Below are 26,828 nucleotides of genomic sequence, written 5' to 3'. Positions count from 1 at the left end.
TGTCATTGAACACCTCAGGTCATGGTGGCGACTGTACCACCTAAAATGGTGTCCGGGATGATTAGACCACTACAGCCGTTGGTGTGGCAAAGGCTTGCCCCTCAGCGGCAACCAACCGAAAGCGGCGCTTATTCCCCCCTCTTAGCTTCGTGCCAACCGGCAGGAAGCTCGCTACAGTAAAGCCAGGGCAATCAGACGCCGCTTATCGGGAACCACACTCATGCACCGCTCTTGCTTTTCTTTATTGCAGATGTTGTTGCCAATGCTGCTGGCGCTATCCGGCAGCACCGTCAAGGCCGCAACACAGGATCAGGAGTGGGCACAGGAGCGCGCCAATGCGGTGCTCTCGCTGATGACCTTCACCGTGGTGCCCGACATCACCGCCAGCAACCTCGATATCGGCAGCGGCACCAATCAATCTGCCGCCCTCAACATGACCCAGATCGGTGGCGGCGCCACCATGAGCGAAGCCGTGCCCATCTATCTGGAAGGGGCGATCGGCTTTAGCCGCTACGATCCCCAGTTTGTGGTGAGCAACGGCACCGAGAGCCGCACCCTCCCGACCAAGTGGAACAGCCTGACCGCCTCTGGCGGGATCGGCTGGGATATCGCCCTCCATGAAGACCCGCGCGGTGGCCACTGGGTACTGCGCCCCATCGCCAACGTCTCGCTCGGTACCATGGCCAGCGATCTGCGGATCGGCAACTGGCTGCTGGAGCGCACCAAGGGCTACTCGCTGGATTTTCTCGATGGTGGGCAGCTCAATATGTACGGACTGGGGGGCTCGCTGATGCTCGACTACGAGCTCTTTTCAAAGGCGCAGGATATCGATGTCGAAGTGCGTTACTCCTACCAGCACCTGCAGAGCTTTGGCGGCACCTCGACCAGCGTCCGTGGTCACGCCGAGGCGGAGAACCTCGGTCTCTATCTGCGTCGCCGGGCCCCGCTATTCCACTGGACACTGCTCGACAGACCGGTGCGCTATGTACTGGAGGGGGCTCATACCGCATATCTGGGGGAACAGCGGGGGTTGCTTGGCTTTGACTCCCTCAACTCGATCGGTGCCGGTCTGGAGCTGGACAGCAGCAAGTACGACATCATAGTCACCCGTACCCGGCTGGTTGCCCGCTATATGTTCAGCCACAACACCAGCGGTTATTCCATCGGGTTGGCCATGAGTTTCTAAGTCGTTATTTTTGCCTGACAAAAGTGGGCAATCCTCAGGAAAAGTACATTAACACTCCATATAGTCACGCCCTATTGACGGAGGGTTTATTTAGTCTGTCCTTTTCATATGCCTCACCACCCAGTCATATCAGGTAAAAATATCCACCTGCTGGCAGGCTAATTCCCTCCCTCGCACACCGAAGATTGGTGTTTTTGTATGTATATTTGCGGCGCGCAATGGCTGATTTGCCCTGTGATGTCGCCAGCCTGTACCCGCTTGCAACAGAGAAAATACTCAACTCCCGATATTGCAGCCCAATGGCCAACTTTATCGATGCCCAGAAGGAACCAACCCGGAGGTCCCCCATCTTGTGCCCAGTGATACGAACCATACCTAACTCATTGTTTTAAATGATTTATAGTTTTTCATATTTTATGAATCCAATTAATCCTGTTTTATTTTACTTACATCACCCGACTGCTAAATTTGGCATCACTCCGGCAGGACGAGGCGCACTGAAACGACTGACTGCGGGCTACTGATAACAGGTGTGCAATGAGCACAGAAATAACGTTCAGACATAGCAACCGTTATTTTGACGACATCACACTTGCTGATCCTTGTTGATTTTAGGTTATCTGATGAAAAAAACGCTGCTTGCTCTCTCTGTATTGGTCATAACCGGAACCGCATATGCAGGGGTGCCTGATTTATCCGCCAGCTGTCCTGGACATATTAATCTTCGCATCGAAGATGGCACGGCTTATATCAATAACCAGCAAATTACACTTAAAAAAGTGAATTCAAATTTCTACGAGGCGAGCAAGGGGCGCACCACCCTCTCCATGGTGAAAAATGGCGACTGGGGCATCACCTATTTTGTCAAAAATGGCGACAGCGGCGCCTGCCAGATCAATGACGATGAGAACGATGACGACGGCGATGATGATGAGAGCGCCAGTAGCAGTGCCTACAACGGCAGCACTGCACAAACCAAGGTTGCCGAGAACGCCTGCATGAACGCCGTTGCCAGAAAAGCGGGCGTCAGCCGCAGCAAACTGACCCTCGACTATGTGGCCGACTCCCAGGCGGGGATGATGATTGATATCAAGGGGCCCCATGACCGGCTCTGGCACTGCCTCACCGACGCCCGCGGCCATATTTCTGGCATCAATCAGGACTGATTTCGAGCCACGGCTCAGCGGGGCCCACACCGACCGTGGGGGCTCCACCCCTTATCCATTGCAATTATTTGATACAGGTAAATGAAGATGAAATCCAAACAGACTCTGCTCAATGTCACCCTCGGTTGCCTGCTGGCGGTCGGTATCTCCGGCTGCGCCGTGGCCAAAACCCATCACGGCCACAAGACCCATGCCCAAGAGCACGCTCAGGAAGGGGCCGTGCAGTATGGCGACGAGAGCCCGTGGGCTGGCAACTATAAAGCCGTTACTGACGATGGCCGCACCGTGGCCGAAATTCACGTCGATACCACAGGGGAAACCTATATCGATGGCAATCAGGTCAAACCAAGCCACAGCGGCAGCGACTACCTGAAATTCAAGCAAGAGACCATCACTTACACCCTGCGCAAAAGCGGCGCCAGCTGGAAAGACAGCGATGCCGGCACCAGCGGCCGCATCCTGTTCGATTGATAATCCCGACACCGGCCTTGCCAGACACCAAGCCCCGCCAAGGGGCTTTTTTGCACCTGCGATTTACCATCAACCACAGCCCGCCCCGAAAAATCCAGCCTTGTCACAGAGTTAGTGCAATCTGTCACATATTCCTGTTGATGAAATTGTTAGGATGGTTCAGTTCGGCACCTCATCGCCCAATTCCAAAGCGAGTTGAAATGGACTTCACACCCGTTATTGCGGTTCTGCTGGGCCAGTTCTGGTATCTGCTGCCCCTGTTGTTGATTGCCACCCTGATCAAAACGCCTAGGTTCAAGGGGATTGTTGGGGAGACATTTATCAACTTGGGCATCCGGCTTTTTCTCGACAAGCGGGAGTACCACCTGCTCAAGAACGTGACCCTGCCGACCCCGCAGGGCACTACCCAGATCGATCATGTGATCGTCTCGCGCTTCGGGCTGTTTGTGATCGAGACCAAGAACATCAAGGGGTGGATATTTGGCAATCCAGCCCACAAGAGCTGGACCCAGCAGCTCTATCGCCGCAGACATACCTTTCAAAATCCCCTGCGCCAAAACTATCTGCACCTGATGACGCTCAAATCCTTGTTGGGTCTTGCTGATCATCAGCTCCATTCGATTATCTACTTTATTGGCGACTGCACCTTTAAAACCCCCATGCCGGATAACGTGATGAACCGTGGGCTTATTCGCTATATCAAGAATAAAACCACGCAGGTGTTGACCCCTGCTGAAGTCACCAGAGTGATCGACACCATCCAGCGGGGACGACTGGCCGCCAATTGGCAGACCCATAAACAGCATGTGGCGCAGTTGAAAGCACGTCACAGCGAGGTTCCCCGCCCGCCTTTATCCGTAGCTGCAATGCCTGTGGTCAATCAGGTGGTGAACGCCGCGCCAACCATCACCGAATCGCTCACCCAAGCAAATCCACTATGTCCCAGATGCGGCAACCCGATGGTATTGCGTACCGCCAAACGGGGGGATAACCGAGGCAATCGGTTTTGGGGATGCAGTGGATACCCCAAATGCAGATTCATTGTAAATCTCACGGGGAACAGCAAGGCATGAACTGCCACACAAGGGGAAACTCACTCTGACATCAAGGGCGGCCAATTGGCCGCCCTTGATGTTTCTTAGCGAATCGTCGCCATCTGCCGCACGCAACGTTGTTCTCTGTCATCCACCCGCTTGGCAAACCAGGCGGTGGTGAGGTTGCGGGTGATTTTTGGGCTCTTTAGCTGTATGCCGGGCAGGATGGCGCGGGGCAGTCGCTTGCCCGCTTGCTTGTCGGCCAGGGTAAAGATGCGATGGTAGAGGTCGGTCTCGGCAAATTCGGCTGTATCCCCTTTGCGCAGGCTCTGGTGGATCGCCTGTTTGCTCATATTGACCCGGTTGGCGAGGGTGTAGACGGCAAGCTCGGTATTGCCCGGCAGATCCGAGTCATAGCGGATCAGATCCCCGTCCAGCGCCAGAGTTTTGCCACTCAAGCGGCTGACGGCGGCCTGAAAAGCGGCATTGCGACTGGCGTACCAGCCGGCGTTGAAATCGGCAAAGCGGTAGAGGGTATCCGGGTAGTCGGCGGGATAACCGAAGATATGTTTGGTGCCAAACCAGATGCCGCCGCGACGGGTAAAGACTTCGTGGCGAATGGAATCCTTGATTGGATAGGGGTAGCCACGGGCGTTGGCTTCGGCAAAGGCGATGCTCACCTGCATCGGGCCACCGGTATGCACCGGGTTGAGGTTGCCAAACAGCGTCTTGCCCATCGGCAGCATGCTGATCATGTCTTCGAAGATTTCGCTCATCTCCCGCTCGGTACGCAACTTGTCGATCCGCTCGGCGTAGCTCTTGCCGGTGGGCGAGTTGATGGAGAGCGCGGCCCGCACCATAAATTCGGGGATCAGCAGCTTGGCTGCCCGTGAGTTGATCTCTTTCCAGGCGATCTTGCCAAGGCCCGGCACCATGGGGTCGGCCTGATAAGTGGCTTCCTGCTCCGCCACCGCCAGCACGCTACAGACATTGTGATCATTGACCGTCACCCCCTGGGTGGTGAGCGCCGTCACCACGTCGTTAGCCCACCCCTGTTTGTCAGGCACCTGACGGGGCAAGAAGCGCACGATGCGGCTCTTCATATCCGCCGGTTTGCGCGGCTGCATGGCAGGCGGCGTTTTGGGGTTGCTTACGCTCGCCTCTTTGGTGGGCGCGGAGGCGGGATCACTGGCACAACCGGCCAGCAACAAGGCAGAGCAGAAGGCAAGAAGACGACAGGAAGGCAAAGCGGTCATAAGCATGTCCATTTTTTGTTGGCCCTACAGGCAGCGCCGCTGGCACTGCACTGACAAGCAAAGTGGGGCCATTGTAGAGGATTGCCTGCTGCAGTTGAAACCCGCGCTCGCAGCATCCCCTCCCCTTGCCAGCTTTTGCCACCCCACGCGCCATCCGTTGTCTCCGATGCGGAACTCATGACCTTCTTCAAGGATTCACCCGGCCCGAACCGAACGGTGAGCGCCTGATAAAAAGAAACCCCCGCCATCGCTGGCGGGGGTTGGTCGTCTGGCAAGTCGGGCTGATGCCCGCTGCAAACGCTTAGCGGTTTTTCACCTTCTGGTGCAGCTCCTGCACCGAGTTGACATTGGCGGTGGCATCCACGCTGATGGCCATGCAGGTGGCAAACGCCTCGTTCATGGTGGTGGTATACGCCACCTTGTTCTGCAAGGCTGCGCGACGCAGCTGCTTGGAGTCCTGGATCGCCACCCGCCCTTCGGCGGTGTTGACGATGTAGGTGTACTCGCCATTCTTGATGCGGTCGAGAATGTGCGGGCGACCTTCGTGCACCTTGTTGACCAGGCGCGGGTTGATGCTCGCTTCACCCAGCGCGACCGCGGTGCCGTGAGTGGCATCCAGCTCGTAGCCCAGCTCCAGCAGTTTGGCGGCCAAATCGACCACCTGCGCCTTGTCGCTGTGACGTACTGACAAGAGGGCACGACCCTCTTTCGGTACGGCGTGGTTGGCACCCAGCTGCGCCTTGGCATAGGCCTCGGCAAAGCTGCTGCCAACCCCCATCACCTCACCGGTAGAGCGCATCTCCGGCCCCAGCAGCGGGTCAACCCCCGGGAACTTGGCAAACGGCAGTACCACCTCTTTCACCGAGTAGTAGGGCGGGATGATCTCTTTGGTGAAGCCCTGCTCTTGCAGCGACTGACCGGCCATCACACGGGCGGCGATCTTGGCCAGCGGAGCACCGGTCGCCTTGGAGACGAACGGCACGGTACGGGCGGCACGCGGGTTCACCTCGATAAGGTAGATGTCATCGCCCTTGACCGCGAACTGCACGTTCATCAGGCCGATAACGCCGAGCTCCAGCGCCAACTTGCGCACCTGCTCGCGGATCTCGTCCTGAATCTTCTTGGACAAGGTGTAGGGCGGCAGGGAGCAACCGGAGTCACCGGAGTGGATACCGGCCTGCTCGATGTGCTCCATGATGCCGCCGATGACCACGTCGGTGCCGTCGCAGATGGCATCCACGTCCAGCTCGGTCGCATCGTCCAGGAAGCGATCCAGCAGTACCGGCGATTCGTTGGAGACGCTTACCGCCTCGGCGAAGTAGCGACGCAAATCCTGCTCGTCATAGACGATTTCCATGGCGCGGCCACCCAGCACGTAGGAGGGGCGAACCACCAGCGGGTAGGTAATGCGCTCGGCCAGCAGCACGGCCTGCTCCAGCGCGGTGACGGTGCCGTTTTCCGGCTGCTTGAGGCCGAGGCGCTCGACAGCAGACTGGAAGCGCTCACGGTCTTCGGCGCGGTCGATGGCATCCGGGCTGGTACCGATAATCGGCACGCCGTTGGCTTCCAGTGCACGGGCCAGTTTCAGCGGGGTCTGGCCACCGTACTGAACGATGACGCCCTTGGGTTTTTCGATGCGCACGATTTCCAGCACATCTTCCAGGGTCACCGGCTCGAAGTAGAGACGATCGGAGGTGTCGTAATCGGTGGAGACGGTCTCCGGGTTGCAGTTGACCATGATGGTCTCGTAACCATCTTCGCGCAGGGCCAGCGCCGCGTGCACGCAGCAGTAGTCGAACTCGATACCCTGACCGATACGGTTCGGGCCGCCGCCGATGATCATGATCTTGTCGCGGTTGCTCGGGGCCGCTTCGCACTCCTCGTCATAGCTGGAGTACATGTAGGCGGTGTTGGTGGCGAACTCGGCGGCACAGGTATCGACCCGCTTGTAGACCGGGAAGATGTTGTGGCGGGCGCGCAGTTTGCGCACTTCCCCTTCGGCCACACCGAGGATCTTGGCCAGACGGGCATCGGCGAAGCCTTTGCGCTTGAGGGCGCGCAGGAAGTCGGCATCGAGACCCGCCATGCCGCGCTCTTTCACCTCTTCTTCCAGCTTCACCAGGTCTTCAATCTGTACCAGGAACCAGGGGTCAATCTTGGTCAGCTTGAAGATGCCATCCATGGAGAGACCGGCGCGGAACGCATCGGCGATGTAGAAGATACGGTCACTACCGGCGTCCTGCAGCTCGTGACGGATGCGGGTCAGGGAGTCCGGGGCATTGAGGTCAACCATGGGGTCGAAGCCGGTTTTGCCGGTTTCGAGGCTGCGCAGCGCCTTGTGCAGGGACTCCTGGAAGTTGCGGCCGATGGCCATCACTTCACCGACCGACTTCATCTGGGTAGTCAGACGGTCGTTGGCACCGGCGAATTTTTCGAAGTTGAAGCGCGGTACCTTGGTGACCACGTAGTCGATGGCCGGCTCGAAGGAGGCCGGAGTGCGACCGCCGGTGATATCGTTCATCAGCTCGTCGAGGGTGTAACCGATGGCGAGCTTGGCGGCGATCTTGGCGATGGGGAAACCGGTCGCCTTGGAGGCCAGCGCAGAGGAGCGCGACACCCGCGGGTTCATCTCGATGATGACCATGCGGCCATCTTTCGGGTTGATACCGAACTGGACGTTGGAGCCGCCGGTCTCGACGCCGATTTCGCGCAGCACCGCCATGGAGGCGTTGCGCATCAGCTGGTACTCCTTGTCGGTCAGCGTCTGGGCTGGCGCGACCGTGATGGAGTCACCGGTGTGGATACCCATGGGGTCGAAGTTTTCGATGGCGCAGACGATGATGCAGTTGTCGTTGCGATCCCGCACCACTTCCATCTCGTACTCTTTCCAGCCGATCAGCGACTCGTCGATGAGCAGCTCTTTGGTCGGGGAGAGATCCAGACCACGCTCGCAGATCTCGACGAACTCTTCGGTGTTGTAGGCGATGCCGCCACCGGAGCCGCCCATGGTAAAGGAGGGACGGATGATGCAGGGGAAGCCGACCATCTGCTGCACGCCCCACGCCTCTTCCATGTTGTGGGCAATGCCGGCGCGCGGGCACTCGAGGCCTATGCTGCGCATCGCCTTGTCAAAGCGGGAGCGGTCTTCGGCCTTGTCGATGGCGTCGGCGGTGGCACCGATCATCTCGACATCGAACTCGGCCAGCACGCCATGCTTCTCCAGTGCCAGTGCGCAGTTAAGCGCAGTCTGGCCACCCATGGTGGGCAGGATGGCGTCCGGGCGCTCTTTCTTGATGATTTCACGCACCACTTCCCAGGTGATGGGCTCGATGTAGGTGGCGTCCGCCATCTCCGGGTCGGTCATGATGGTGGCTGGGTTGGAGTTGACCAGAATGACGCGGTAGCCCTCCTCGCGCAGGGCTTTGCACGCCTGGGCGCCGGAGTAGTCAAATTCGCAGGCCTGGCCGATGACGATGGGGCCGGCGCCGAGGATCAGGATGCTCTGAAGGTCGTTACGTTTTGGCATGAAACTCTTTCCTCTATTCCTTAGGCGCGATACTGCTTAATCAATTCAATAAAGTGGTCAAAGAGACCGGCACAATCGTGCGGGCCCGGGCTCGCTTCGGGGTGCCCCTGGAAGCTGAAGGCCGGACGGTCGGTGCGATGGATGCCTTGCAGGGAGCCATCGAACAGGGAGACGTGGGTGGCGCGCAGGCAATCCGGCAGGCTGTTCTCGTCTACCGCAAAACCGTGGTTCTGGGCGGTTATCATCACTGTGTTGTCATCGAGACTCTTCACCGGATGGTTGGCGCCGTGGTGGCCAAACTTCATCTTGACGGTCTTGGCACCGGAGGCCAGACCCAGCAGCTGGTGACCCAGACAGATGCCGAACACCGGCGTGCTGGTATTAAGGAAAGCCTTGATGGCCTCGATGGCGTAGTCGCACGGCTCGGGGTCGCCGGGGCCGTTGGAGAGGAAGATGCCATCCGGGTTCATCGCCAGTACCTCGGCGGCCGGGGTCTTGGCCGGTACCACGGTCAGGCGGCAGCCACGGTCAACCAGCATCCGCAGGATGTTGCGCTTGACGCCAAAGTCATAGGCTACCACGTGATATTTCAGCTGGTCGGCATCCGGGGTGACGTGCCCCTTGCCAAGCTGCCAGCTCCCTTCGGTCCAGTTGTACGCCTCACCAACCGTCACCTCTTTGGCCAGATCCATTCCCTTCAAACCTGGGAAGGCGCGGGCCTGTTCGAGGGCATAAGCTTCATCGACCTGTTTCCCGGCCAGAATGCAGCCAGCCTGAGCGCCTTTCTCGCGCAAGATGCGGGTCAGTTTACGGGTGTCGATGTCGGCGATGCCAACGATGTTGTGAGACTTGAGGTATTCGGAGAGGGATTGCTGATTGCGGAAATTGGAGGCAAGTATCGGAAGGTCCCGGATGATCAATCCCTGAGCATGGATCTGACTGGACTCTTCATCTTCGCTGTTGGTGCCGGTGTTGCCTATATGGGGGTAAGTGAGGGTGACTATCTGACGGGAATAAGAGGGATCGGTGAGGATTTCCTGATAGCCCGTCATCGACGTATTGAAAACCACTTCACCAACGGAACATCCCTCGGCGCCTATCGACACGCCTTTGAACACAGTTCCATCTTCCAGCACTAGCAATGCAGTGTGATTCAAGACAACCTCCAGTTATTTAGCTTTAAATTCAGCAATTTACCTGGGTGTTGCGGGCTCGGTTCCGGTCTTGGACAGGACTCGAACCCGGCAGATTTCTGGCAAATTGGGCGCATTCTACTTAAAAAAAGTGGCATTTCAACGTCTTTTCTCAGATGAAATGCATCTAAATTCAATAAAAAAGCAACATTACCCATTATCTATGCACTCAATCGCTTTGCAACCCCCTCCAATGAAAGAAAAGGAAAAACCACCACCAAAAGATGACACCAAGCCAGCAATAGCGACAAAAACAAACAAAAAAACCAATTAAAACAATGGAATTTATTTTTATACAAAAAACATTAATGACAGATTTAACGCTTTTATGATGACAAGAGTGAACATGAAAAATGGAAAACGTTTTTCCATGTTTGAATTTTTAGTCTTTTCTTGCTGGTGTAAAAAATGGCTTTATCCGCCATAAAGATGCTCAAATCTGTTACCTGGTGATGACATTCAGGAAAGGGAAATCTGGCGGATAACGAAATAGTGTGATTTATAAGGCATTCAGATAAAAACTGAAGGCAGTGTGTCTTTTTATACAAACTCTGGCTGACTGACAGCAAAAACCCCGGCAAGCCGGGGTTTTTCACTGGGTAGCAGTAATACGAAAGTGCCCCACAGAGGCATCACTTGAGATTGAGCACATCCTGCATGTCATAAAGACCGGCACCCTGCTGACCAAGCCACTTGCCCGCCCGCACAGCACCATTGGCGAAGGTCAGACGGCTGGAGGCCTTGTGGCTGATCTCCACCCGCTCGCCGATATCGGCAAACATGACGGTGTGCTCCCCCACCAGATCGCCGGCGCGGATGGTGGCAAAGCCGATGGTATTGCGATCCCGCTCGCCAGTGATCCCCTCGCGGCCATAGACGGCGCACTCCTTGAGATCCCGGCCCAGGGTTTTGGCGACCACTTCCCCCATGGAGAGCGCGGTACCGGATGGCGCATCCACCTTGTGGCGATGGTGGCCCTCGATGATCTCGATGTCGGTGTAATCCCCCATCACCTTGGCGGCCTGCTCCAGCAGCTTGAACACCAGGTTGACCCCGACCGAGTAGTTGGAGGCGAACACGATACCGATCTGCTTGCCCGCCTCTTTCAGGGCGGCCTTGCCTGCATCGTCAAAACCGGTGGTGCCGATCACCATCTGCTTGTGGTGGGCCAGCGCAAAGGCCAGATTGGCAAGGGTCACCTCGGGGCGGGTGAAGTCGATGATGAGATCAAACTCATCGCGCACCTTGTCCAGACTATCGCTGATGGCCACGCCCAGATGGCCCAGCCCATTGAGCTCACCGGCATCAAGACCGATCACCGCCGAGCCCGGCCGCTCCAGCGCAGCACCAACCACCACGTCATCGGTGTTGGTGATGGCCTCCAGCAGCACCTTGCCCATACGACCATTACAGCCCATCACGGCCACACGGATCGGATTGTCCATCTCCACCCTCTCATCTCTTTTAATTATGGAAAGAGACCGTTTTACCAGCCCGCGCCGGGTTTGAAAAGCCATGATGCCACCACTCCTTGCTGCACTCGCCAACGGCAGCGCCCACTGGCTGGCCAAGAACTTCCTTTTGGTCACAGGCCGTTTTTCATCGTCTCACTCCATCATTTGGCAGACCGGGTGCCATCTGATAGGTTCGAACGAGTGAAATGCCAGCATAAGCAAAATCAGGGCAACACCCGTGTCGATATCAAATGAGGTGCAAGGATGAGCGCAGGATTGCTGTTTGCTGTGGGGTTGATATCACTGACCCTGGTCATGCTGGCCGCGGCTCTGCTGTTTGGCGGGCCGAGTCCGGCACCGGCGATGGCCAGCATCAACGACCCTTTCAAGGGGAGTGGCTGGAGCAACATGCCACCCCTCTCAAGATACCCGGCGCGTGACGGCACGCAGCTGGCCTATCGGCACTATGGCGCAGAGGGCAATACGAAGAACAACAAGGTCAAGGGCAGCGTGGTACTGGTTCATGGCTCTTCTGCCAGCAGCCAGAGCATGCACAAGATGGCGAGCGCCTTTTCGCAAGCGGGATACGACGCCTACGCCCTCGATATTCGCGGCCATGGCGCATCGGGCAACAAAGGCTCCATTGCATACATCGGCCAGCTTGAAGACGATCTGGAAGATTTCATCAAGTCGGTGGCCCCCGCCAAGCCTGCAACACTCGTCGGCTTCTCGTCAGGCGGCGGCTTTGTGCTGCGCGTTGCTGGCAGCACGCGACAAACCCTGTTCGAGAGCTATCTGCTGCTCTCCCCCTATCTTGGCCCCACCGCCGCCAACTACCGGCCCAACAGCAGTGGCTGGGTGCGTGTCGGCTTGCCTCGCCTCATCGCCCTGAGCATCCTCAACAGTTTCCATATTTCCGCACTCAACCATCTGACCGTGCTGAACTTTGCCCTTAATGATGAGGCGAAATCCCTGCTGACCCCCTCCTACTCCTTCAACCTTGCCTCTAACTTTCAGCCAGAGCGCGACTATCAGCAGAATTTACGCAATGTGCAACGCCCCTGCGCCGTGATCGCGGGTGCAAATGACGAAGCCTTTCAAACAGATCAACTTGAACCTGAGTTAAGACGTCTCGGCATCTCCTGGCCTGTCACCCTGCTGCCCGGTATTGGCCACATTCCGCTGACGCTGGAACAGGATGCTCTCGCGACAGCCGTTCAGGCGGTGGAGAAATTGACACAGTAACCACACAGCCCAGGTCTTGTGTCCACGCGTTCTGGAAATATCCGTACCATGCTCACGTAGAGATAGAGAGAGGTGCGGCTGACGTTTGGCAGCGGGAGAAATCCCCAAGATGGCATGCAGAGATCTTATCGTTTACCTCTTTCCTTATTAAAGGCACGCGATACCCCCAGATACCCGCGGACTGCGCCAGAACAGCAATGAACAATAAACAGCGCTAACTTCTTTTTCCGAATATTCTTTGGATATCTCAAGAACACCAGAATCATCAAACAAAAACACCTATCCATCTGGACGTCTATCTTGACCAAGCGAGGTTGACTCACTACTGTGGGCACCCCGATGCGGCAGGATGCCCGCCCTGTTTTCCCCCTATCCCTATCCGATACAGGTACAAAGCAGTTTATGACAGGAGGTCATTGTTCAATTTCAGAGGAACACATGATCCAGACCCAACCCAGTGCCAGGGCCTTGTTGCCACTTCTGGTTTTTCTCGCACTCTTTATCGGTACCGGTACTTGGCTGACCCTGCAGGGGGTCGAATTCGCCTTCTATCAGCTGCCCGCTCCAGTTGCTGCCCTGCCTGCGGTGATGCTCGCCCTGCTGCTTGGCAAAGAGGGCTTCAACAGCAATCTGGAGACCTTCTTCAAAGGGGTTGGCCACAGCAATATCATGGCGATGTGCCTTATCTATCTGCTGGCGGGCGCCTTTGCCAGCGTGGCCAAGGCCACCGGCGGGGTTGATGCCACCGTGGCGCTGGGCCTGTCGCTCATCCCTGGCTGGGCGCTGTTGCCCGGGCTGTTCCTCATCTCTGCCTTTATTGCTACCGCTATGGGCACCTCCATGGGCACCATAGGTGCCGTGGCGCCGGTCGCGCTGGGCGTGGCGCAGGCGGCCGGTATCGATCCGGTACTGATGGCAGGCACCATTCTCTCCGGCGCCATGTTTGGCGATAACCTCTCCATCATCTCCGACACCACCATAGCAGCAACCCGCAGCCAAGGGTGCGAGATGAAGGACAAGTTCCGCGAGAACTTCAAGATTGCGGCCCCTGCTGCCATCGCGGTGATCCTGCTCTATCTGACCCTGGGCTCAGTGGGTGAATCCCCTTCCAGCGGCAGCGCCATCGAGTTGTTCAAGGTGATGCCTTATCTGCTGATCCTGGGGCTGGCGCTCGCCGGGGTGAATGTGTTTGTGGTGCTGGGGATCGGCATTCTGGCCGCCGGAGTGGTGGGCATGATCAACGGCTACGCCATCGGTCAGTTCAGCAAGGATATCTATCAGGGCTTTACCGGCATGCAGGAGATCTTCCTGCTCTCCATGCTGATCGGCGGTCTCGGCGCCCTGATGGAGCGTCAGGGTGGTCTGGCCTGGATCAGCGAGCGCATCAGCGCCCTGATTGCCCGTTTCACTCGCGAGCACAACGGTGAACAGAACGAGAAAGCGGCAGAGCTCGGCATCGCCGGGGTGGTGAGCCTCACCAACCTCTGCACCGCCAACAACACGGTGGCTATTATCGTCGCCAGCAAGGTAGCCCGGGATCTTGCCGAACACCACGGTGTCACCCCGCGCCGCGCCGCCTCCATGCTCGATATCTTCTCCTGCGTGGTACAGGGTCTGATCCCTTGGGGCGCACAGGCGCTGCTGCTGGGGTCCATCTTCGCCCTGTCGCCGTTGGCGGTAGTAAGCATGAGTTTCTACCCGATGGCGCTCGCGGTAGCGGCACTCATTGCCGTGTTCGTGAAGCACCAGATGCGCGGCAAGGCTGACAAGTAACAGACCAGATGCTGGCGCGCCGACATGCCATCAACAGATGGCCACGCCCTGGCCCTTGTTGACTCACTATCGGATCCGCCAGCATTTATCCCACCGTCCCGGGCATCAGCCGTCCGGGACGGGGTTTCCCTGCCCCCCTTAACGTCAAGAGTGAATGTGCTAAGGTAGAGCGCGTTCAAGCCATCGATGCGCAGCTATACCAGAGGTTCCCCATGCATGAGTCCCAACCCGAACGTCAATCCCTGCGCCAACTGGTTCGTCAACGCCGCAAAAATCTGAGTCCGGCCGAGCAGCAGGCGGCGGCCCAACAGCTGCTGGCCCAGTTCAAGCAACACCCCGAGATCCTCGCCGCCAAACGCATTGCCCTCTATCTGGCCAATGACGGGGAGATCAACCCCTTGCCCACCATCCATTGGCTGTGGGCCCAGCACAAAGAGGTCTACCTGCCGGTGCTCCACCCCTTTACCCCGGGTCACCTGCTCTTTTTGCGCTATACCGCCACCAGCCCCATGGTGCGCAACCGCTACGGCATCGAAGAGCCGGAGCTGGATATCCTGCAGGTGGTGCCCCACAGCACGCTCGATCTTATCTGCACCCCGCTGGTCGCCTTCGATGCCCAGGGCAATCGTCTTGGCATGGGGGGCGGCTACTACGATCGCACTCTCGCCATCTGGCATGAGCACAAGCTGGGGCCCAAGCCACTCGGCATTGCCCACGACTGCCAGCAGGTAGATGCGGTCCCGCAAGAGGAGTGGGATGTGCCGCTGCCCCAGATCATCACCCCGAGCCACTGCTGGCGCTTTGAATAGGCTGTTTTTGGCCGGCAGCCCAGGCTTTGTGCGCGCAAACGCAGAATAAACAGGCAAACGATTTACAAAGTCCCTCTTTTTGCCCAGGAACGTGAGCAACAAGGTCGCGACGGGGTACCGGGTTGGATATAATGCGCCCGCTTTTTTCTTAAGGAACGATCATGACTCAAGATGAAATGAAGAAGGCGGCCGGTTGGGCTGCGCTCAAGTATGTGGTTCCCGGCACCATCGTCGGGGTGGGCACCGGCTCTACCGTCAACCACTTTATCGACGCGCTGGCGACCATGAAGGACGAGATCAAGGGGGCGGTATCCAGCTCCGTGGCCTCTACCGAGCGCCTCAAGGGCTTCGGCATCACCGTATATGATCTCAACGAGATCGACGCCCTCTCCGTCTATGTGGATGGCGCCGACGAGATCAACGCAACCCGCGACATGATCAAGGGTGGTGGCGCAGCCCTGACCCGCGAGAAGATCGTTGCCGCCGTCGCTGACAAGTTCATCTGCATCATCGACAACACCAAGACCGTCGACGTGCTGGGCCAGTTCCCGCTGCCGGTGGAAGTGATCCCGATGGCCCGCGAATACGTGGCCCGCGAAATTCGCAAACTGGGTGGCAACCCGGTGTGGCGTGAAGGCGTGGTCACCGACAACGGCAACCACATTCTGGATGTGAAAGGCATGGCCATTACCGACGCCAAGGCACTGGAAGTACGACTGAACGCCATTGTTGGTGTGGTCACCAACGGCCTGTTCGCCGCGCGCGGCGCCGACGTGGTCCTGATCGGTACGCCTGACGGCGTGATTACCCAGTAATCCCGACACCGGTAGCACAGTACAGCGGCATCCTCCCTCGCACGCCAGCGCCACTCTGCCACCTCTGACGCAGCAGCGGCGTTGATTGAGCCCCGGGATGGGATATGACCCAAACATTGCACTGTGAATAAATGACGGCGCCTGATGGCGCCGTTTTTATTTATCCCTCAACAAGTTGCATACGGATGTTTACAACATTCGTTGATAACTTCAAAGAATTTGACTTTCGTCACAAATATTCCCTCTCCCAAACGTTTTTGCTACTTTACGGTTTTCTTCGCACACCAAATCTGCACTTACGTTTGCACATACAGAGGGATCGTCATGACCGCCAAGTTTTCATTGGACAAGGATAAAATCAAGGTACTGCTGCTGGAGGGGGTTCACCCCAACACCGTAGAGACCTTTCGTGCCGCAGGTTACACCAGTGTGGAGTATCTCAAGACCTCGCTCTCCGAAGAGGAGCTGATCGAGCAGATCCGTGACGTGCATTTCATCGGGCTGCGCTCGCGCACCCAGATCACCGAGAAGGTGCTCGACGCCGCCAGCAAGCTGGTCGCCATCGGCTGCTTCTGCATCGGTACCAATCAGGTCGAGCTGGAAGCAGCCCAGATCCGCGGCATTCCGGTCTTCAACGCCCCCTTCTCCAACACCCGCTCGGTCGCCGAGCTGGTTCTGGGCGAGATCCTGCTGCTGCTGCGCGGTATCCCCGAGAAGAACGCCAAGTGCCATCGCGGCGTGTGGGAAAAGCTGGCCAACCGCTCGGTGGAAGCGCGCGGCAAGAAGCTCGGCATCATCGGCTACGGCCATATCGGCACTCAGCTTGGCATCATCGCCGAGAGCATCGGCATGAAGGTCTACTACTACGACATCGAGAACAAGCTCTCGCTGGGTAACGCCATTCAGGTGCCGAGCATGGTCGAGCTGCTCAATATGTCTGACGTCATCAGCCTGCACGTGCCGGAAACAGCCTCCACCAAGAACATGATCGGTGCCGAGCAGCTGCGGATGATGAAACCGGGCGCCATCTTCATCAACGCCGCCCGCGGTACCGTGGTGGATATCGATGCGCTGGCTGACGTCATCAAGAGCGGCCATATTGCCGGCGCCGCCATCGACGTCTTCCCGGTCGAGCCCAAGTCCAATGACGAGGAGTTCCAAAGCCCGCTGCGTGGCCTGGAGAACGTCATCCTGACCCCGCACATCGGTGGCACCACCCATGAGGCGCAGGAGAACATCGGGCTGGAAGTGGCCAACAAGCTGGTCAAATACTCCGACAACGGCTCCACCCTCTCTGCCGTCAACTTCCCGGAAGTGTCGCTGCCGGGCCACAAGGGCTCCAGCCGCCTGCTGCACATTCACCGCAACCAGCCGGGCGTGATGAACCAGATCAACCAGATCTTCGCCGAAGAGGGGATCAACATCGCCGGTCAATACCTGCAGACCAGCAGCCATATCGGTTACGTGGTGATCGACGTGGAGACCGAGCACAGCGAGAAGGCGCTCGCCAAGCTCAAGGAGATCAACGGCACCATCCGCGCCCGCATCCTCCACTGATGAGCCCTTATCTGCGCAGCAAAAAGCCCGTCGTGATGACGGGCTTTTTTATGTTGCAGAGCCTAAATCGTGTTCGCTCCCTTCTCCCCTCGCGGGAGAAGGGGGCAAGATATGTGCTCTACCACAATCCCAACAGATTGCGCCCCACCAGCGCCCCCCATACCAGCGCATTGAGAGCCAGCGCGATAAAGACAGCGGCAGAGCCCAAATCCTTGGCGCGGCCGGAGAGCTCGTGATGCTCGGGGCCAATGCGATCGACCACCGCCTCGACGGCGGAGTTGAGCACCTCGACGATCACCACCAGCCAGCTGATGATGATGAGCAGCAGGATCTGGTTGAGGGAGTCGCCAATCCAGAAGGCCAGCGGCATCAGCAGCAGGATCAGCATCAGCTCCTGCCGAAACGCCGCCTCGTTGATCCAGGCTGACCTGAGTCCTTTCATGCTGTAACCGGCTGCATTGATGATGCGGGTGACCCCGGTTGCCCCTGGCTTTGCCACGCTATCTACCTCATTTGGAATCGATTTTGGCCTCACATCCTATCAGAGCCCCCCAAGGTTTCAATCAGGGGACTTTTGCTTTATTTTATCCCTTTGCTTTTTCGCCCCTTGCGGCTGACACCACCCACTCGAGACTTGAGTTGTATGTCCATTCACACAGATGAATTGCGCACCCGTCGCCTGGAGTCACTGATCACTCCGAGCGAGCTTGCACACGCGTTTCCGATCACCGATACCATTGCCCAGAATCTGCTGGATGCCCGTCGCGAAGTGGAAGCCATTCTGGCCGGAGACGATCAGCGCCTGCTGGTCATTGTCGGCCCCTGCTCTATTCATGATCCCGCTGCTGCTCGCGAGTATGCCCAGCGCCTCAACGCCCTGCGCGAGCAGTATAAAGAGAGCCTCTGCATCGTGATGCGCACCTATTTCGAGAAGCCGCGCACCATCGTCGGCTGGAAAGGGCTCATCAACGATCCGCGCCTCGATGGCAGCTTCGACGTCAACGAAGGGCTGAAACTGGCGCGCAAACTGCTGGTCGACATCAACGAGATCGGCATGCCCACCGCCACCGAGTTCCTCGATATGGTGACCGGCCAGTATATTGCCGACCTCATCACCTGGGGCGCCATCGGCGCACGTACCACCGAATCCCAGGTACATCGCGAGATGGCCTCGGCTCTCTCCTGCCCGGTTGGCTTCAAGAACGGCACCGACGGCAATACCCGCATCGCCATCGATGCGGTGCGCGCCGCCCGTCACAGCCACATCTTCTATTCGCCGGACAAGGACGGCAAGATGACCATCTACCGCACCGCCGGTAACCCCTTTGGTCATGTGATCCTGCGTGGCGGCCACCGACCCAACTACGACACCGCCAGTGTCGATGAAGCCTGTGAAGCGTTGGCCGATGTGGGCCTGCCGGAGCGTCTGGTGGTCGATTTCAGCCACGGCAACAGCATGAAGGATCACCGCCGTCAGCTGCTGGTGGCGCAAGATATCTGCGATCAGCTGCGCCGCGGCCGTACCGGCATCGCCGGCATCATGGCAGAAAGCTTCCTGGTGGAAGGGCGTCAGGATGTGGAGAACGGCTGCGCCGCCACCTTTGGCCAGAGCATCACCGATGCCTGTCTGTCATGGAGCGACACCGAAACCCTGCTGGCGATGCTGGCCGAGGCCGCGCTGGTGCGGTTGAACAAAGCAAACCTGCGGTAACGACTGCGACATCACCCTTCGGCCAGAGCATCACTGATGCCTGCCTGTCATGGAGCGACACCGAAACCCTGCTGGCGATGCTGGCAGAAGCCGCGCAGGTACGCCTGAGCAAACAGGCTTGAACTGTGAATAAAACCAAAGGGGCCGGTATTTTTGATACTGGCCCCTTCTTCTTGCTGTCGGCCGATTACGCTTCGCTAATCGGCCCTACATGCGCCCTCTTTCCTGTACACCCTACTTACAAACTGGGCATAAACCATACGCGCCCTGCCGCTTCGATGCGGTCGGTGCGGATCTGGAATACCTGCGCCAGCAGTGCCTCATCCACCAGCTGGACACCCCCTTCGCGCACCACCGCGCCCCCTTGCAGGCAGATAATTCGGTCGGCCCAGTCGATGGCCAGATTGATATCGTGGATGGCGAGCACCACCAGCAAGCCCTGCCCGGCCAGGGTTTTCAGCAAGCGCAATAGCGCCAGCTGGTGATGCAGGTCGAGCCCCGCCAGCGGCTCGTCCAGCAGCAGCACCTTGCCGGTCGGATTGAGGCTCGGCCACACCTGCAGCAGGGTGCGGGCAATCAGCACCCGCTGCTGCTCGCCCCCCGACAACCGGCTGAAGTCACGAGCCAGCAAAGCTTCCAGCTCCAATGCCTCGCACAATGCATTTATCGCCTCGTTCTGTCTGGCAGGTGCAACCATCTCATCTAGCCCCAGGCTCAACACCTGAAACACCGGAATATGAAACAGCTGGGGCTGACGCTGGGGCAGCATGGCACGCCGTTTGGCAAGCTCGGGCCAACTCATGTCAGTAAGCACTTCCCCCCCCAGCAGCACTGTGCCATCGGCGGGTAAAATCCCCGCCAGCGCCCCGAGCAGGGTCGACTTGCCACTGCCATTGGGGCCAAGCAGTGCCACCAACTGGCCGCCATGCCAGCGGATATCTAGGGGAGAGAGCCGTCCGGCAATGGCGAGTGCGCGCGCCTCCAGCAGCGGCGCAGCAGCACGAGAAGAAACCGGCATGGGATCAGCGGGTGACATCGGCATCTTGCCTCAACAACGGGTAAATAAGGAGACTGCGCGCCCCGACCAAATCATGCAGATATTCATGCAGCACCATCGGCAGTTTGCCTCAATAGCAGATAGATAAAGAGCGGCGCCCCCACCGAGGCGGTGATGACGCCGATAGGCAACTCCCCCGCGCTCAGGGTGGATCGAGCAACCAGATCGGCCGCCAGCAGCAGGGCCCCGCCGCCAAGCGCCGAGGCAGGCAGCAGAAAGCGCTGATCGCTGCCACCGCAGAGCCGCAGCAGATGGGGCACCACCAACCCGACAAAACCGATGACACCACACAACGACACCGCCACACCGGTCAGCAGACAGACCGCCAGCACCAGCCGCACCCGCATCTTGTCGACATCCATCCCCATCAGGCGGGCCTGGGTCTCCCCCAACAACAACTGTTGCAGCGCCTTGCCCTGCCAGCAGAGCCAGCCCAGGGTAAGCGGCAGCACCAGCCACCACCAGCTGAACTGCTGGCTGCCGTAAGAGAGGCTGCCCATCATCCAGAACATGAATTCACGCAAGGAGCCGTCGTCGGCAAAGTACATCAACCAGGTCATGGCGGCATTGGTAAGAATACCGATGGCGACGCCAAACAACAGCAAGCGAGCATGACCGAGACGCGCCCGGCGAGCCAGCCGAATGAGCAGCATGGTCACCAGCAAGGCGCCACCAAAGGCCGCCAGCGACAGCCCCCAGCCGGGCAGATAGAGGCCGAGGGACTTGGCCACCGCCATCGCCACCATGGCGGCAAGGCCAGCGCCGCTCGAGACACCAAGCAGCCCGGGTTCGGCCACCGGATTGTGCAGCATCACCTGCAATACGGCGCCGCCACAGGCAAGGGCTGCGCCAGCCAAGAGGGCCAGCAAGGCGCGCGGCAGGCGCAGCTCCAGCAGGATGCGCTGTTCGAGATCGCCAAGGGGCTGCCAGGGCAGCAGCACAAACTCGCCCCAGACGAGGGAGAAGAGAAACAGCAGCAGGGTCAGCAGCGTCAGGCCACAGAGCCAGCGCCGCTGCCAGCGCTGCTGGCGGGCGATAAGGGAGAGGTACAAGGAGGATCCCCGAATAACAAGGCTTCCCCCCGGCCCTGTCGCAGCGCTGGGGGAGAAGCAGGAAAAGGGCATGATAACAGTGGCTTGCCACCCAAGGTCAAGGCTGGTAACGCTTAGCCATCACGCTTATCTCGCCGCTGGCCACCAGATTTTGCAGCGCCACCAGCAAGGGCTGGCGCAGCGACTGGTGAGGTGAGTGCTTGCTCATCCCCAGATAGAGGGTCACCGGCGTGGCGGGGCGGTAGTCCGCCTTGCCTATCCGGCTGGCATTTCCCTGACTCAGGGCATAGTCCACCTGACAGTCGGTACCAATCATCAGCGGCAGGTGACCACGCTGCACCATGCGCAGCAGCTGATCTTCGGTGGGTACTCCGTGCTTGTCGAGGCGGCTGTCAGAGTTGAAGGGCTCAAAGTAGGCGGAGTTGAGCACATAGCCCACCTTCACCCCCTGCAGATCGCGGTATTGGTGGATCCGGGCCACATTGACCGGCTGACCATAAAACGCGGGCCAGCACTGATAGTAGGCAGGCTGCAGATAGTCGATGAACTGCGCCCGCTCGGCGGTATAGGCGAGACCAATCATCAGATCGACCTGGCCGGTCTGCATCTGCTTGAGCGCCCTGCCCCACGGCATCCGCCGTACCTGCAACTCAATGCCGCTCGCCTGTTGCAACCGGCGCAGGATGTCCATGTCGAGCCCCTGCAACCGGCCATCCGCTTGCAGGATGCGAAATGGCGGCCACAGATCGGTGGCCACCGTCAGCGTCGGGGCCGCACGCACCGGTATGGCAAATAACAGTAACAACACTATCCCGCATAACTTGCCCATCCCGTCGCATACCTCGCACGGCTTATCCTGTTGGTTAAAAATACCCTCCCGCACCACGTATGAAAACCCGTGGTTCAGGGATAAAATGCGCCGGATTTTCAAGGAGAACCCTATGAACCCGATTTTCACCAGTATCGGTCTGCTGCTCTGCAGCAACGTCTTTATGACCTTCGCCTGGTACGCTCACCTCAAGAGCATGAACCATAAACCCTGGATCATTGCCGCCCTGGTGAGCTGGGGTATCGCCCTGTTCGAATACCTGCTGCAAGTGCCTGCCAACCGCATCGGCCATACGGTGATGAGCGTGGGCCAACTTAAAATCCTGCAAGAAGTGATCACTCTCACCGTATTCGTCCCCTTCTCTATCTTCTATCTCAAGGAAGATCTGAAATGGGACTATCTCTGGGCAGGGCTCTGCATTCTCGGTGCGGTCTTTTTTGTCTTTCGCGAGAAACTGACCGGCGCCTGAGGCTGTACACTCAATATCATCCCGCTCATGGCATCTCATTGATCGACGAGGCAAAAAATGGAATTGCGAGACATGTTACAGATCCTGGCCAAGCAGGATGGCTCAGACCTCTATCTGTCGACCGGCGCGCCCCCCTGCGCCAAGTTTAACGGCGGCCTGCGCCCCCTCAACGAAACGCCGCTGGAGCCGGGTGAAGTGGCGCGGATCGCCGCCGAGATCATGGATGGCGAGCAGAAGCAGCAGTTCGAGAAGGATCTGGAGATGAACCTTGCCATCTCCCTGCCCCAGATCGGCCGCTTTCGGGTCAACATCTTCAAGCAGCGCAACGAAGTCTCTCTGGTGGCCCGCAACATCAAGACCGACATCCCCCGCTTTGAAGATCTCAAACTCCCGCCAGTGTTGCTCGACACCATCATGGAGAAACGTGGCCTGGTGCTGTTTGTCGGCGGTACCGGCTCGGGCAAATCCACTTCGCTGGCGGCGCTTATCGACCATCGTAACCGCAACAGCGGCGGCCACATCATCACCATCGAAGATCCGGTGGAGTTCGTTCATCGCCACCGCAAGAGCATCATCAACCAGCGGGAGGTTGGCGTGGATACCCGCAGCTTCCACGCAGCCCTGAAAAACACCCTGCGTCAGGCGCCGGATGTCATTCTTATCGGCGAGATCCGCGATCGCGAGACCATGGAGCATGCGCTGGCCTTCTCCGAAACCGGCCACCTTGCCATCTCCACCCTGCACGCCAACAACGCCAACCAGGCGCTGGACCGCATCATCAACTTCTTCCCCGAGGAGCGCCGTCCGCAACTGCTCAACGATCTGGGCAACAACCTCAAGGCCTTTGTCTCCCAGCGGCTGGTAAAAACCACCGATGGTGGCCGCCGGGCCGCGGTTGAGATCATGCTCGGCACCCACACCATCCGCGACATGATCAAGCGCGGCGAATTTGGCGGCCTCAAAGAGGTGATGGAAAAATCCAAGGCCCTCGGCATGGTTACCTTCGACAGTGCACTGTTCGATCTGGTGGTGGAAGGGGTGATTGAGGAAGAAGAGGCGGTGAAGAACGCCGACTCGGCCAACAACCTGCGCCTCAAGATCAAGCTGTGGAAGGAGAAGGGGCAGATTGCCAGCAGCAGCGATGCCACCGGCTGGAGCCTCGAACCCACCAAGGACGAGAAGGGCGATTTTTTCTAACCAGTTCCTCGAGAACCCCGGGCCCGCCCGGGGTTCTCTTTATCCAGCACGGCTGACCCGACTTATCTCTCAGCTCACGCAGATCACAGCAAGTCAGCACCAACGGCGAACGCGCTGGCAATACGCCACATACTCGTCACCGAAACGGGCGCGCAGCAGCCGCTCCTCCGGCATGATCTGGAAGCGTGTCAGCCAGGCCACCAGCACGATCGGCCCAACCCAGACCCATATACCACCGAGATAACAGCCCCAGGCGGCCAGCCAGCAGAGCAGACCCAGATACATGGGATTGCGGCTGACACGATAGACGCCACAGGTCACCAGACGGCTGGTGTGCTGCGGCTTGGTGGGGCTGACCGTGGTCTGATGGTGACGAAACCGTTGCAGGGCACCAAAGCCCATGATGGCCCCCGCCACGACCAGCATAGCCATCAGCGTCATTGCCCAGATGCCTGGCTGGCTCTCCCCTCTTAGCCACCACATGGCCCCGGCACAGAGCAGGAAGATCAGCGGTGGTGGCAAACGTAACTCAAAATTGACCATTTTCTTCCCCTGACGAGTGTCGGCCGAACCCGTGTTGCGGTAGACTCCCAACCAGTCAGCGCCTGTTGAGAGTGACAAAGATCATAATAATAACAACAAGTTGTGGTTAAACCATCACCAATGTGTCCGACCCCGTCCAAACTATCCAACGCGAATAACAAAAAGGAATCACCATGCACAAGAAAACTCTGCTGGCTACCCTGATCTTCGGCCTGCTCGCGGGCCAAGCCGTTGCGGCTCCCTATCTGCCCCTTGCGACGGATCATCGCAACGGCCAGGAGCAAACCGCCAGCAACGCCTGGTTGGAAGTGGATCTGGGCGCCTTTGAACACAATATCCAGACCCTCAAGGATCGCCTAGGCGACAAGGGCCCGCAGATCTGCGCCATCATGAAGGCCGACGCTTATGGTCATGGCATCGACCTGCTGGTCCCCTCCGTGGTCAAGGCCAATATCCCCTGCATCGGCATCGCCAGCAACGAAGAGGCGCGCGTCGCCCGCGAGAAGGGCTTTACCGGCCGTCTGATGCGGGTGCGTGCTGCCACCCCGGATGAAGTAGAGCAGGCCCTGCCCTACAAGATGGAGGAGCTGATCGGCAGTCTGGTGAGTGCCCAGGGCATCGCCGATATCGCCCAGCGCCACCACACCACCATTCCGGTGCATATTGCACTCAACTCCGCCGGCATGAGCCGCAACGGCATCGACCTGCGTCTGGCCGATGCCAAGCAGGATGCGCTGGCTATGCTCAAGCTCAAGGGGATCACTCCGGTCGGCATCATGACCCACTTCCCGGTTGAGGAGAAAGAGGACGTCAAGATGGGGCTGGCCCAGTTCAAACTGGACTCCCAGTGGCTGCTGGAAGCGGGCAAGCTGGATCGCAGCAAGATCACCATCCACGCCGCCAACTCCTTCGCCACCCTGGCCGTGCCGGACGCCTACTTCGACATGGTGCGCCCGGGTGGCCTGCTCTACGGTGACTCCATCCCCTCCCACACCGAATACAAGCGGGTGATGGCATTCAAGACCCAGGTCGCCTCTGTCAACCACTATGCAGCGGGCAACACCGTCGGTTATGACCGCACCTTTACTCTCAAGCGTGACTCCTGGCTCGCCAACCTGCCGCTAGGCTACTCCGATGGTTATCGCCGCTCCCTGAGCAACAAAGCCTATGTGCTGATCCAGGGTCAGAAGGTGCCGGTGGTCGGCAAGACTTCCATGAACACCATCATGGTGGATGTGACTGATCTGAAAGGGGTGAAACCCGGCGACGAGGTGGTGCTGTTTGGCCGTCAGGGTGACGCCGAAGTGAAACAGGCGGATCTGGAGGAGTACAACGGCGCCCTGCTGGCGGACATGTACACCATCTGGGGCTACACCAACCCCAAGAAGATCAAACGCTGATCACGCGATATGAAAAAGGGCTCCCGCGGGAGCCCTTGTTGTTATTGCTTCATTGTCTGCCGCGCTCAAGCGGCCTTTTTACGGGTCACAAACAGACTCAGCCCCATGGATGCCAGCAGGATCAACGCGACTACGCCCAGTGCTATGCCGGTCGGGATCTTGAAGATATCCAGCAGCAGCATCTTGACCCCGATAAACATCAGGATCAGCGCCAGACCGTATTTGAGCAGGGCGAAGCGATCAGCCACACCGGCCAGCAGGAAGTACATGGCACGCAGACCCATGATGGCGAAGATGTTGGAGGTCAGCACGATGAAGGGATCCGTGGTCACCGCGAAGATGGCCGGGATACTGTCCACCGCGAAGATGAGGTCGCTCACCTCCACCAACACCAGAATGAGCAGCAGCGGAGTGGCATAGCGCACACCGTCACGCCAGACGAAGAACTTCTCCCCTTCCAGGGTCTCGGTCACCTTGAAGCGACGGCGCATCCAGCCCAGCAGCGGATTGTTGGCGAGATCAGGCTCCTTGTCGGCCGCCCACAGCATCTTGGCGCCGGTCAGCAGCAAGAAAGCGCCGAACAGATAGAGGATCCAGTGGAACTGCTCGATGAGCCAGCTGCCCGCGAACACCATACCGGCACGCATCACGATGGCACCCAGCACCCCGTACAGCAGCACCCGGCGCTGCAACTCGGCCGGAATGGCAAAGTAGCCGAACAGCATCAGCCAGACGAAGACGTTGTCCACTGCCAGCGCTTTCTCGATGAGGTAGCCGGTGAGGAACTCCAACCCCTTCTGGTTGGCGATTTCACGGCCCGCGCTGTGATCCAGCCAGAGCCAGATAGCCAGGTTGAAGAGCAGCGCCACGCTGACCCAGATGAGGGACCAGACACCCGCCTCTTTGAGGGACACCTTGTGTGACTTGCCGCCACCGACAAAGCGTATGTCTATCCATAACAGGACCAGCACTATGCTGAAGAAACCGGTCCACATCCACCATTCACCCATGTTCACTTCTCCCAAAAACGACAAAACCCACGACCGAGAGGCGTGGGTTTGCGTTTGGAGCAGATACACCTTGCC

Annotated in this window: 23 protein-coding genes; 13 read left to right on the top strand and 10 right to left on the bottom strand. The window is 58.6% G+C overall.

What is annotated here, in order from left to right; all coding sequences use genetic code 11:
- The first annotated feature begins 262 nt into the window (after positions 1-262).
- The 4 genes from NOM06_RS10775 to NOM06_RS10760 all read left to right on the top strand — a co-directional run bounded on the left by NOM06_RS10775 (position 263) and on the right by NOM06_RS10760 (position 3,896).
- Positions 263-1,186, top strand: a complete 924-nt coding sequence (locus NOM06_RS10775) for an autotransporter domain-containing protein (protein ID WP_236758136.1) — start codon at positions 263-265, stop codon at positions 1,184-1,186.
- Positions 1,187-1,809: 623 nt separating this feature from the next.
- Entirely contained in the window at positions 1,810-2,352 is a 543-nt protein-coding gene (locus NOM06_RS10770; protein WP_255911585.1) for a hypothetical protein, read from the top strand.
- Positions 2,353-2,439: 87 nt separating this feature from the next.
- Positions 2,440-2,823, top strand: a complete 384-nt coding sequence (locus tag NOM06_RS10765; protein ID WP_255911583.1) for a hypothetical protein — start codon at positions 2,440-2,442, stop codon at positions 2,821-2,823.
- 200 nt (positions 2,824-3,023) lie between these two features.
- Positions 3,024-3,896, top strand: coding sequence for a nuclease-related domain-containing protein (locus NOM06_RS10760; protein ID WP_255911581.1), 873 nt, complete (start codon positions 3,024-3,026; stop codon positions 3,894-3,896).
- A 65-nt stretch (positions 3,897-3,961) separates the two neighbouring features.
- Here NOM06_RS10760 and NOM06_RS10755 read toward each other — a convergent pair whose 3' ends face one another.
- The 4 genes from NOM06_RS10755 to dapB all read right to left on the bottom strand — a co-directional run bounded on the left by NOM06_RS10755 (position 3,962) and on the right by dapB (position 11,277).
- Complete coding sequence (locus tag NOM06_RS10755) at positions 3,962-5,113, bottom strand: DUF1615 domain-containing protein (protein WP_255911579.1); 1,152 nt, start codon at positions 5,111-5,113, stop codon at positions 3,962-3,964.
- A gap of 301 nt (positions 5,114-5,414) precedes the next feature.
- The gene (gene carB, locus NOM06_RS10750; RefSeq protein ID WP_255911577.1) at positions 5,415-8,639 is read right to left on the bottom strand and encodes a carbamoyl-phosphate synthase large subunit; all 3,225 of its coding nucleotides are present in this window, start codon (positions 8,637-8,639) and stop codon (positions 5,415-5,417) included.
- Positions 8,640-8,659: 20 nt separating this feature from the next.
- Positions 8,660-9,796, bottom strand: a complete 1,137-nt coding sequence (gene carA / locus NOM06_RS10745; RefSeq protein WP_031227689.1) for a glutamine-hydrolyzing carbamoyl-phosphate synthase small subunit — start codon at positions 9,794-9,796, stop codon at positions 8,660-8,662.
- A gap of 668 nt (positions 9,797-10,464) precedes the next feature.
- The gene (gene dapB, locus NOM06_RS10740; protein WP_255911575.1) at positions 10,465-11,277 is read right to left on the bottom strand and encodes a 4-hydroxy-tetrahydrodipicolinate reductase; all 813 of its coding nucleotides are present in this window, start codon (positions 11,275-11,277) and stop codon (positions 10,465-10,467) included.
- A 273-nt stretch (positions 11,278-11,550) separates the two neighbouring features.
- Between dapB and NOM06_RS10735 the strand changes: the two genes are divergently transcribed.
- From NOM06_RS10735 to serA, 5 genes are all read left to right on the top strand, one after another.
- Positions 11,551-12,531 carry an alpha/beta hydrolase gene (locus tag NOM06_RS10735; protein WP_255911573.1) on the top strand — a complete coding sequence of 327 codons (981 nt, stop codon included), beginning with the start codon at positions 11,551-11,553 and terminating at the stop codon, positions 12,529-12,531.
- Between the two features lie 438 nt (positions 12,532-12,969).
- Entirely contained in the window at positions 12,970-14,304 is a 1,335-nt protein-coding gene (locus NOM06_RS10730; protein ID WP_255911571.1) for a Na+/H+ antiporter NhaC family protein, read from the top strand.
- 212 nt (positions 14,305-14,516) lie between these two features.
- Positions 14,517-15,113, top strand: a complete 597-nt coding sequence (locus NOM06_RS10725) for a 5-formyltetrahydrofolate cyclo-ligase (protein ID WP_005337635.1) — start codon at positions 14,517-14,519, stop codon at positions 15,111-15,113.
- Positions 15,114-15,274: 161 nt separating this feature from the next.
- Positions 15,275-15,928, top strand: coding sequence for a ribose-5-phosphate isomerase RpiA (gene rpiA, locus NOM06_RS10720; protein ID WP_005353106.1), 654 nt, complete (start codon positions 15,275-15,277; stop codon positions 15,926-15,928).
- A gap of 324 nt (positions 15,929-16,252) precedes the next feature.
- The gene (serA, locus tag NOM06_RS10715; RefSeq protein ID WP_033137987.1) at positions 16,253-17,485 is read left to right on the top strand and encodes a phosphoglycerate dehydrogenase; all 1,233 of its coding nucleotides are present in this window, start codon (positions 16,253-16,255) and stop codon (positions 17,483-17,485) included.
- A gap of 118 nt (positions 17,486-17,603) precedes the next feature.
- On the opposite strand, the gene NOM06_RS10710 is transcribed toward serA, so the two are convergent.
- Complete coding sequence (locus NOM06_RS10710; protein WP_033114340.1) at positions 17,604-17,984, bottom strand: diacylglycerol kinase; 381 nt, start codon at positions 17,982-17,984, stop codon at positions 17,604-17,606.
- A gap of 144 nt (positions 17,985-18,128) precedes the next feature.
- Here NOM06_RS10710 and NOM06_RS10705 point away from each other — a divergent pair, with 144 nt between their 5' ends.
- Positions 18,129-19,196 (top strand): 3-deoxy-7-phosphoheptulonate synthase, encoded by a 1,068-nt coding sequence (locus tag NOM06_RS10705; RefSeq protein ID WP_106844008.1) that lies wholly within the window; start codon positions 18,129-18,131, stop codon positions 19,194-19,196.
- A 238-nt stretch (positions 19,197-19,434) separates the two neighbouring features.
- Here the strand turns inward: NOM06_RS10705 and NOM06_RS10700 are convergent, their stop codons facing one another.
- The 3 genes from NOM06_RS10700 to NOM06_RS10690 all read right to left on the bottom strand — a co-directional run bounded on the left by NOM06_RS10700 (position 19,435) and on the right by NOM06_RS10690 (position 22,134).
- Positions 19,435-20,232 carry an ATP-binding cassette domain-containing protein gene (locus tag NOM06_RS10700; RefSeq protein ID WP_255911595.1) on the bottom strand — a complete coding sequence of 266 codons (798 nt, stop codon included), beginning with the start codon at positions 20,230-20,232 and terminating at the stop codon, positions 19,435-19,437.
- A gap of 65 nt (positions 20,233-20,297) precedes the next feature.
- Entirely contained in the window at positions 20,298-21,305 is a 1,008-nt protein-coding gene (btuC, locus tag NOM06_RS10695; RefSeq protein ID WP_255911569.1) for a vitamin B12 ABC transporter permease BtuC, read from the bottom strand.
- Positions 21,306-21,402: 97 nt separating this feature from the next.
- Complete coding sequence (locus NOM06_RS10690) at positions 21,403-22,134, bottom strand: ABC transporter substrate-binding protein (protein ID WP_255911567.1); 732 nt, start codon at positions 22,132-22,134, stop codon at positions 21,403-21,405.
- A 112-nt stretch (positions 22,135-22,246) separates the two neighbouring features.
- Between NOM06_RS10690 and NOM06_RS10685 the strand changes: the two genes are divergently transcribed.
- Together NOM06_RS10685 and tapW are read left to right on the top strand one after the other, a co-directional pair.
- The gene (locus NOM06_RS10685) at positions 22,247-22,603 is read left to right on the top strand and encodes a DMT family protein (RefSeq protein ID WP_005337656.1); all 357 of its coding nucleotides are present in this window, start codon (positions 22,247-22,249) and stop codon (positions 22,601-22,603) included.
- Positions 22,604-22,660: 57 nt separating this feature from the next.
- The gene (gene tapW / locus NOM06_RS10680; RefSeq protein WP_005361600.1) at positions 22,661-23,800 is read left to right on the top strand and encodes a type IVa pilus ATPase TapW; all 1,140 of its coding nucleotides are present in this window, start codon (positions 22,661-22,663) and stop codon (positions 23,798-23,800) included.
- Between the two features lie 93 nt (positions 23,801-23,893).
- Here the strand turns inward: tapW and NOM06_RS10675 are convergent, their stop codons facing one another.
- Complete coding sequence (locus NOM06_RS10675; RefSeq protein WP_255911565.1) at positions 23,894-24,343, bottom strand: isoprenylcysteine carboxylmethyltransferase family protein; 450 nt, start codon at positions 24,341-24,343, stop codon at positions 23,894-23,896.
- 173 nt (positions 24,344-24,516) lie between these two features.
- On the opposite strand from NOM06_RS10675, the gene alr reads away from it, so the two are divergent.
- Positions 24,517-25,743: an alanine racemase gene (gene alr / locus NOM06_RS10670; protein WP_088869323.1), complete on the top strand. Its 1,227-nt coding sequence runs from the start codon at positions 24,517-24,519 to the stop codon at positions 25,741-25,743.
- Between the two features lie 65 nt (positions 25,744-25,808).
- Here alr and NOM06_RS10665 read toward each other — a convergent pair whose 3' ends face one another.
- A complete protein-coding gene (locus NOM06_RS10665; RefSeq protein WP_005337664.1) occupies positions 25,809-26,753 on the bottom strand; it encodes a TerC family protein in 945 nt (314 codons plus the stop codon).
- Between the last annotated feature and the right edge of the window lie 75 nt (positions 26,754-26,828).

Source organism: Aeromonas sp. JL9 (genome assembly GCF_024436075.1).
In the GTDB taxonomy this organism is placed as follows: domain Bacteria; phylum Pseudomonadota; class Gammaproteobacteria; order Enterobacterales; family Aeromonadaceae; genus Aeromonas; species Aeromonas veronii.
This window is presented reverse-complemented; position numbering and strand designations above follow the sequence as displayed.

Bases quoted from the DNA above. Each gene is read 5' to 3' on its own strand.
- alr (WP_088869323.1), top strand. From the start codon at position 24,517: ATGCACAAGAAAACTCTGCTGGCTACCCTGATCTTCGGCCTGCTCGCG.
- NOM06_RS10700 (WP_255911595.1), bottom strand. From the start codon at position 20,232: ATGTCACCCGCTGATCCCATGCCGGTTTCTTCTCGTGCTGCTGCGCCG.
- NOM06_RS10760 (WP_255911581.1), top strand. From the start codon at position 3,024: ATGGACTTCACACCCGTTATTGCGGTTCTGCTGGGCCAGTTCTGGTAT.
- tapW (WP_005361600.1), top strand. From the start codon at position 22,661: ATGGAATTGCGAGACATGTTACAGATCCTGGCCAAGCAGGATGGCTCA.
- rpiA (WP_005353106.1), top strand. From the start codon at position 15,275: ATGACTCAAGATGAAATGAAGAAGGCGGCCGGTTGGGCTGCGCTCAAG.
- NOM06_RS10675 (WP_255911565.1), bottom strand. From the start codon at position 24,343: ATGGTCAATTTTGAGTTACGTTTGCCACCACCGCTGATCTTCCTGCTC.
- NOM06_RS10725 (WP_005337635.1), top strand. From the start codon at position 14,517: ATGCATGAGTCCCAACCCGAACGTCAATCCCTGCGCCAACTGGTTCGT.
- NOM06_RS10685 (WP_005337656.1), top strand. From the start codon at position 22,247: ATGAACCCGATTTTCACCAGTATCGGTCTGCTGCTCTGCAGCAACGTC.
- NOM06_RS10770 (WP_255911585.1), top strand. From the start codon at position 1,810: ATGAAAAAAACGCTGCTTGCTCTCTCTGTATTGGTCATAACCGGAACC.
- NOM06_RS10755 (WP_255911579.1), bottom strand. From the start codon at position 5,113: ATGACCGCTTTGCCTTCCTGTCGTCTTCTTGCCTTCTGCTCTGCCTTG.
- NOM06_RS10705 (WP_106844008.1), top strand. From the start codon at position 18,129: ATGTCCATTCACACAGATGAATTGCGCACCCGTCGCCTGGAGTCACTG.
- NOM06_RS10735 (WP_255911573.1), top strand. From the start codon at position 11,551: ATGAGCGCAGGATTGCTGTTTGCTGTGGGGTTGATATCACTGACCCTG.
- NOM06_RS10765 (WP_255911583.1), top strand. From the start codon at position 2,440: ATGAAATCCAAACAGACTCTGCTCAATGTCACCCTCGGTTGCCTGCTG.
- carB (WP_255911577.1), bottom strand. From the start codon at position 8,639: ATGCCAAAACGTAACGACCTTCAGAGCATCCTGATCCTCGGCGCCGGC.
- NOM06_RS10665 (WP_005337664.1), bottom strand. From the start codon at position 26,753: ATGGGTGAATGGTGGATGTGGACCGGTTTCTTCAGCATAGTGCTGGTC.
- dapB (WP_255911575.1), bottom strand. From the start codon at position 11,277: ATGGACAATCCGATCCGTGTGGCCGTGATGGGCTGTAATGGTCGTATG.
- NOM06_RS10775 (WP_236758136.1), top strand. From the start codon at position 263: ATGCTGCTGGCGCTATCCGGCAGCACCGTCAAGGCCGCAACACAGGAT.
- NOM06_RS10730 (WP_255911571.1), top strand. From the start codon at position 12,970: ATGATCCAGACCCAACCCAGTGCCAGGGCCTTGTTGCCACTTCTGGTT.
- NOM06_RS10690 (WP_255911567.1), bottom strand. From the start codon at position 22,134: ATGGGCAAGTTATGCGGGATAGTGTTGTTACTGTTATTTGCCATACCG.
- serA (WP_033137987.1), top strand. From the start codon at position 16,253: ATGACCGCCAAGTTTTCATTGGACAAGGATAAAATCAAGGTACTGCTG.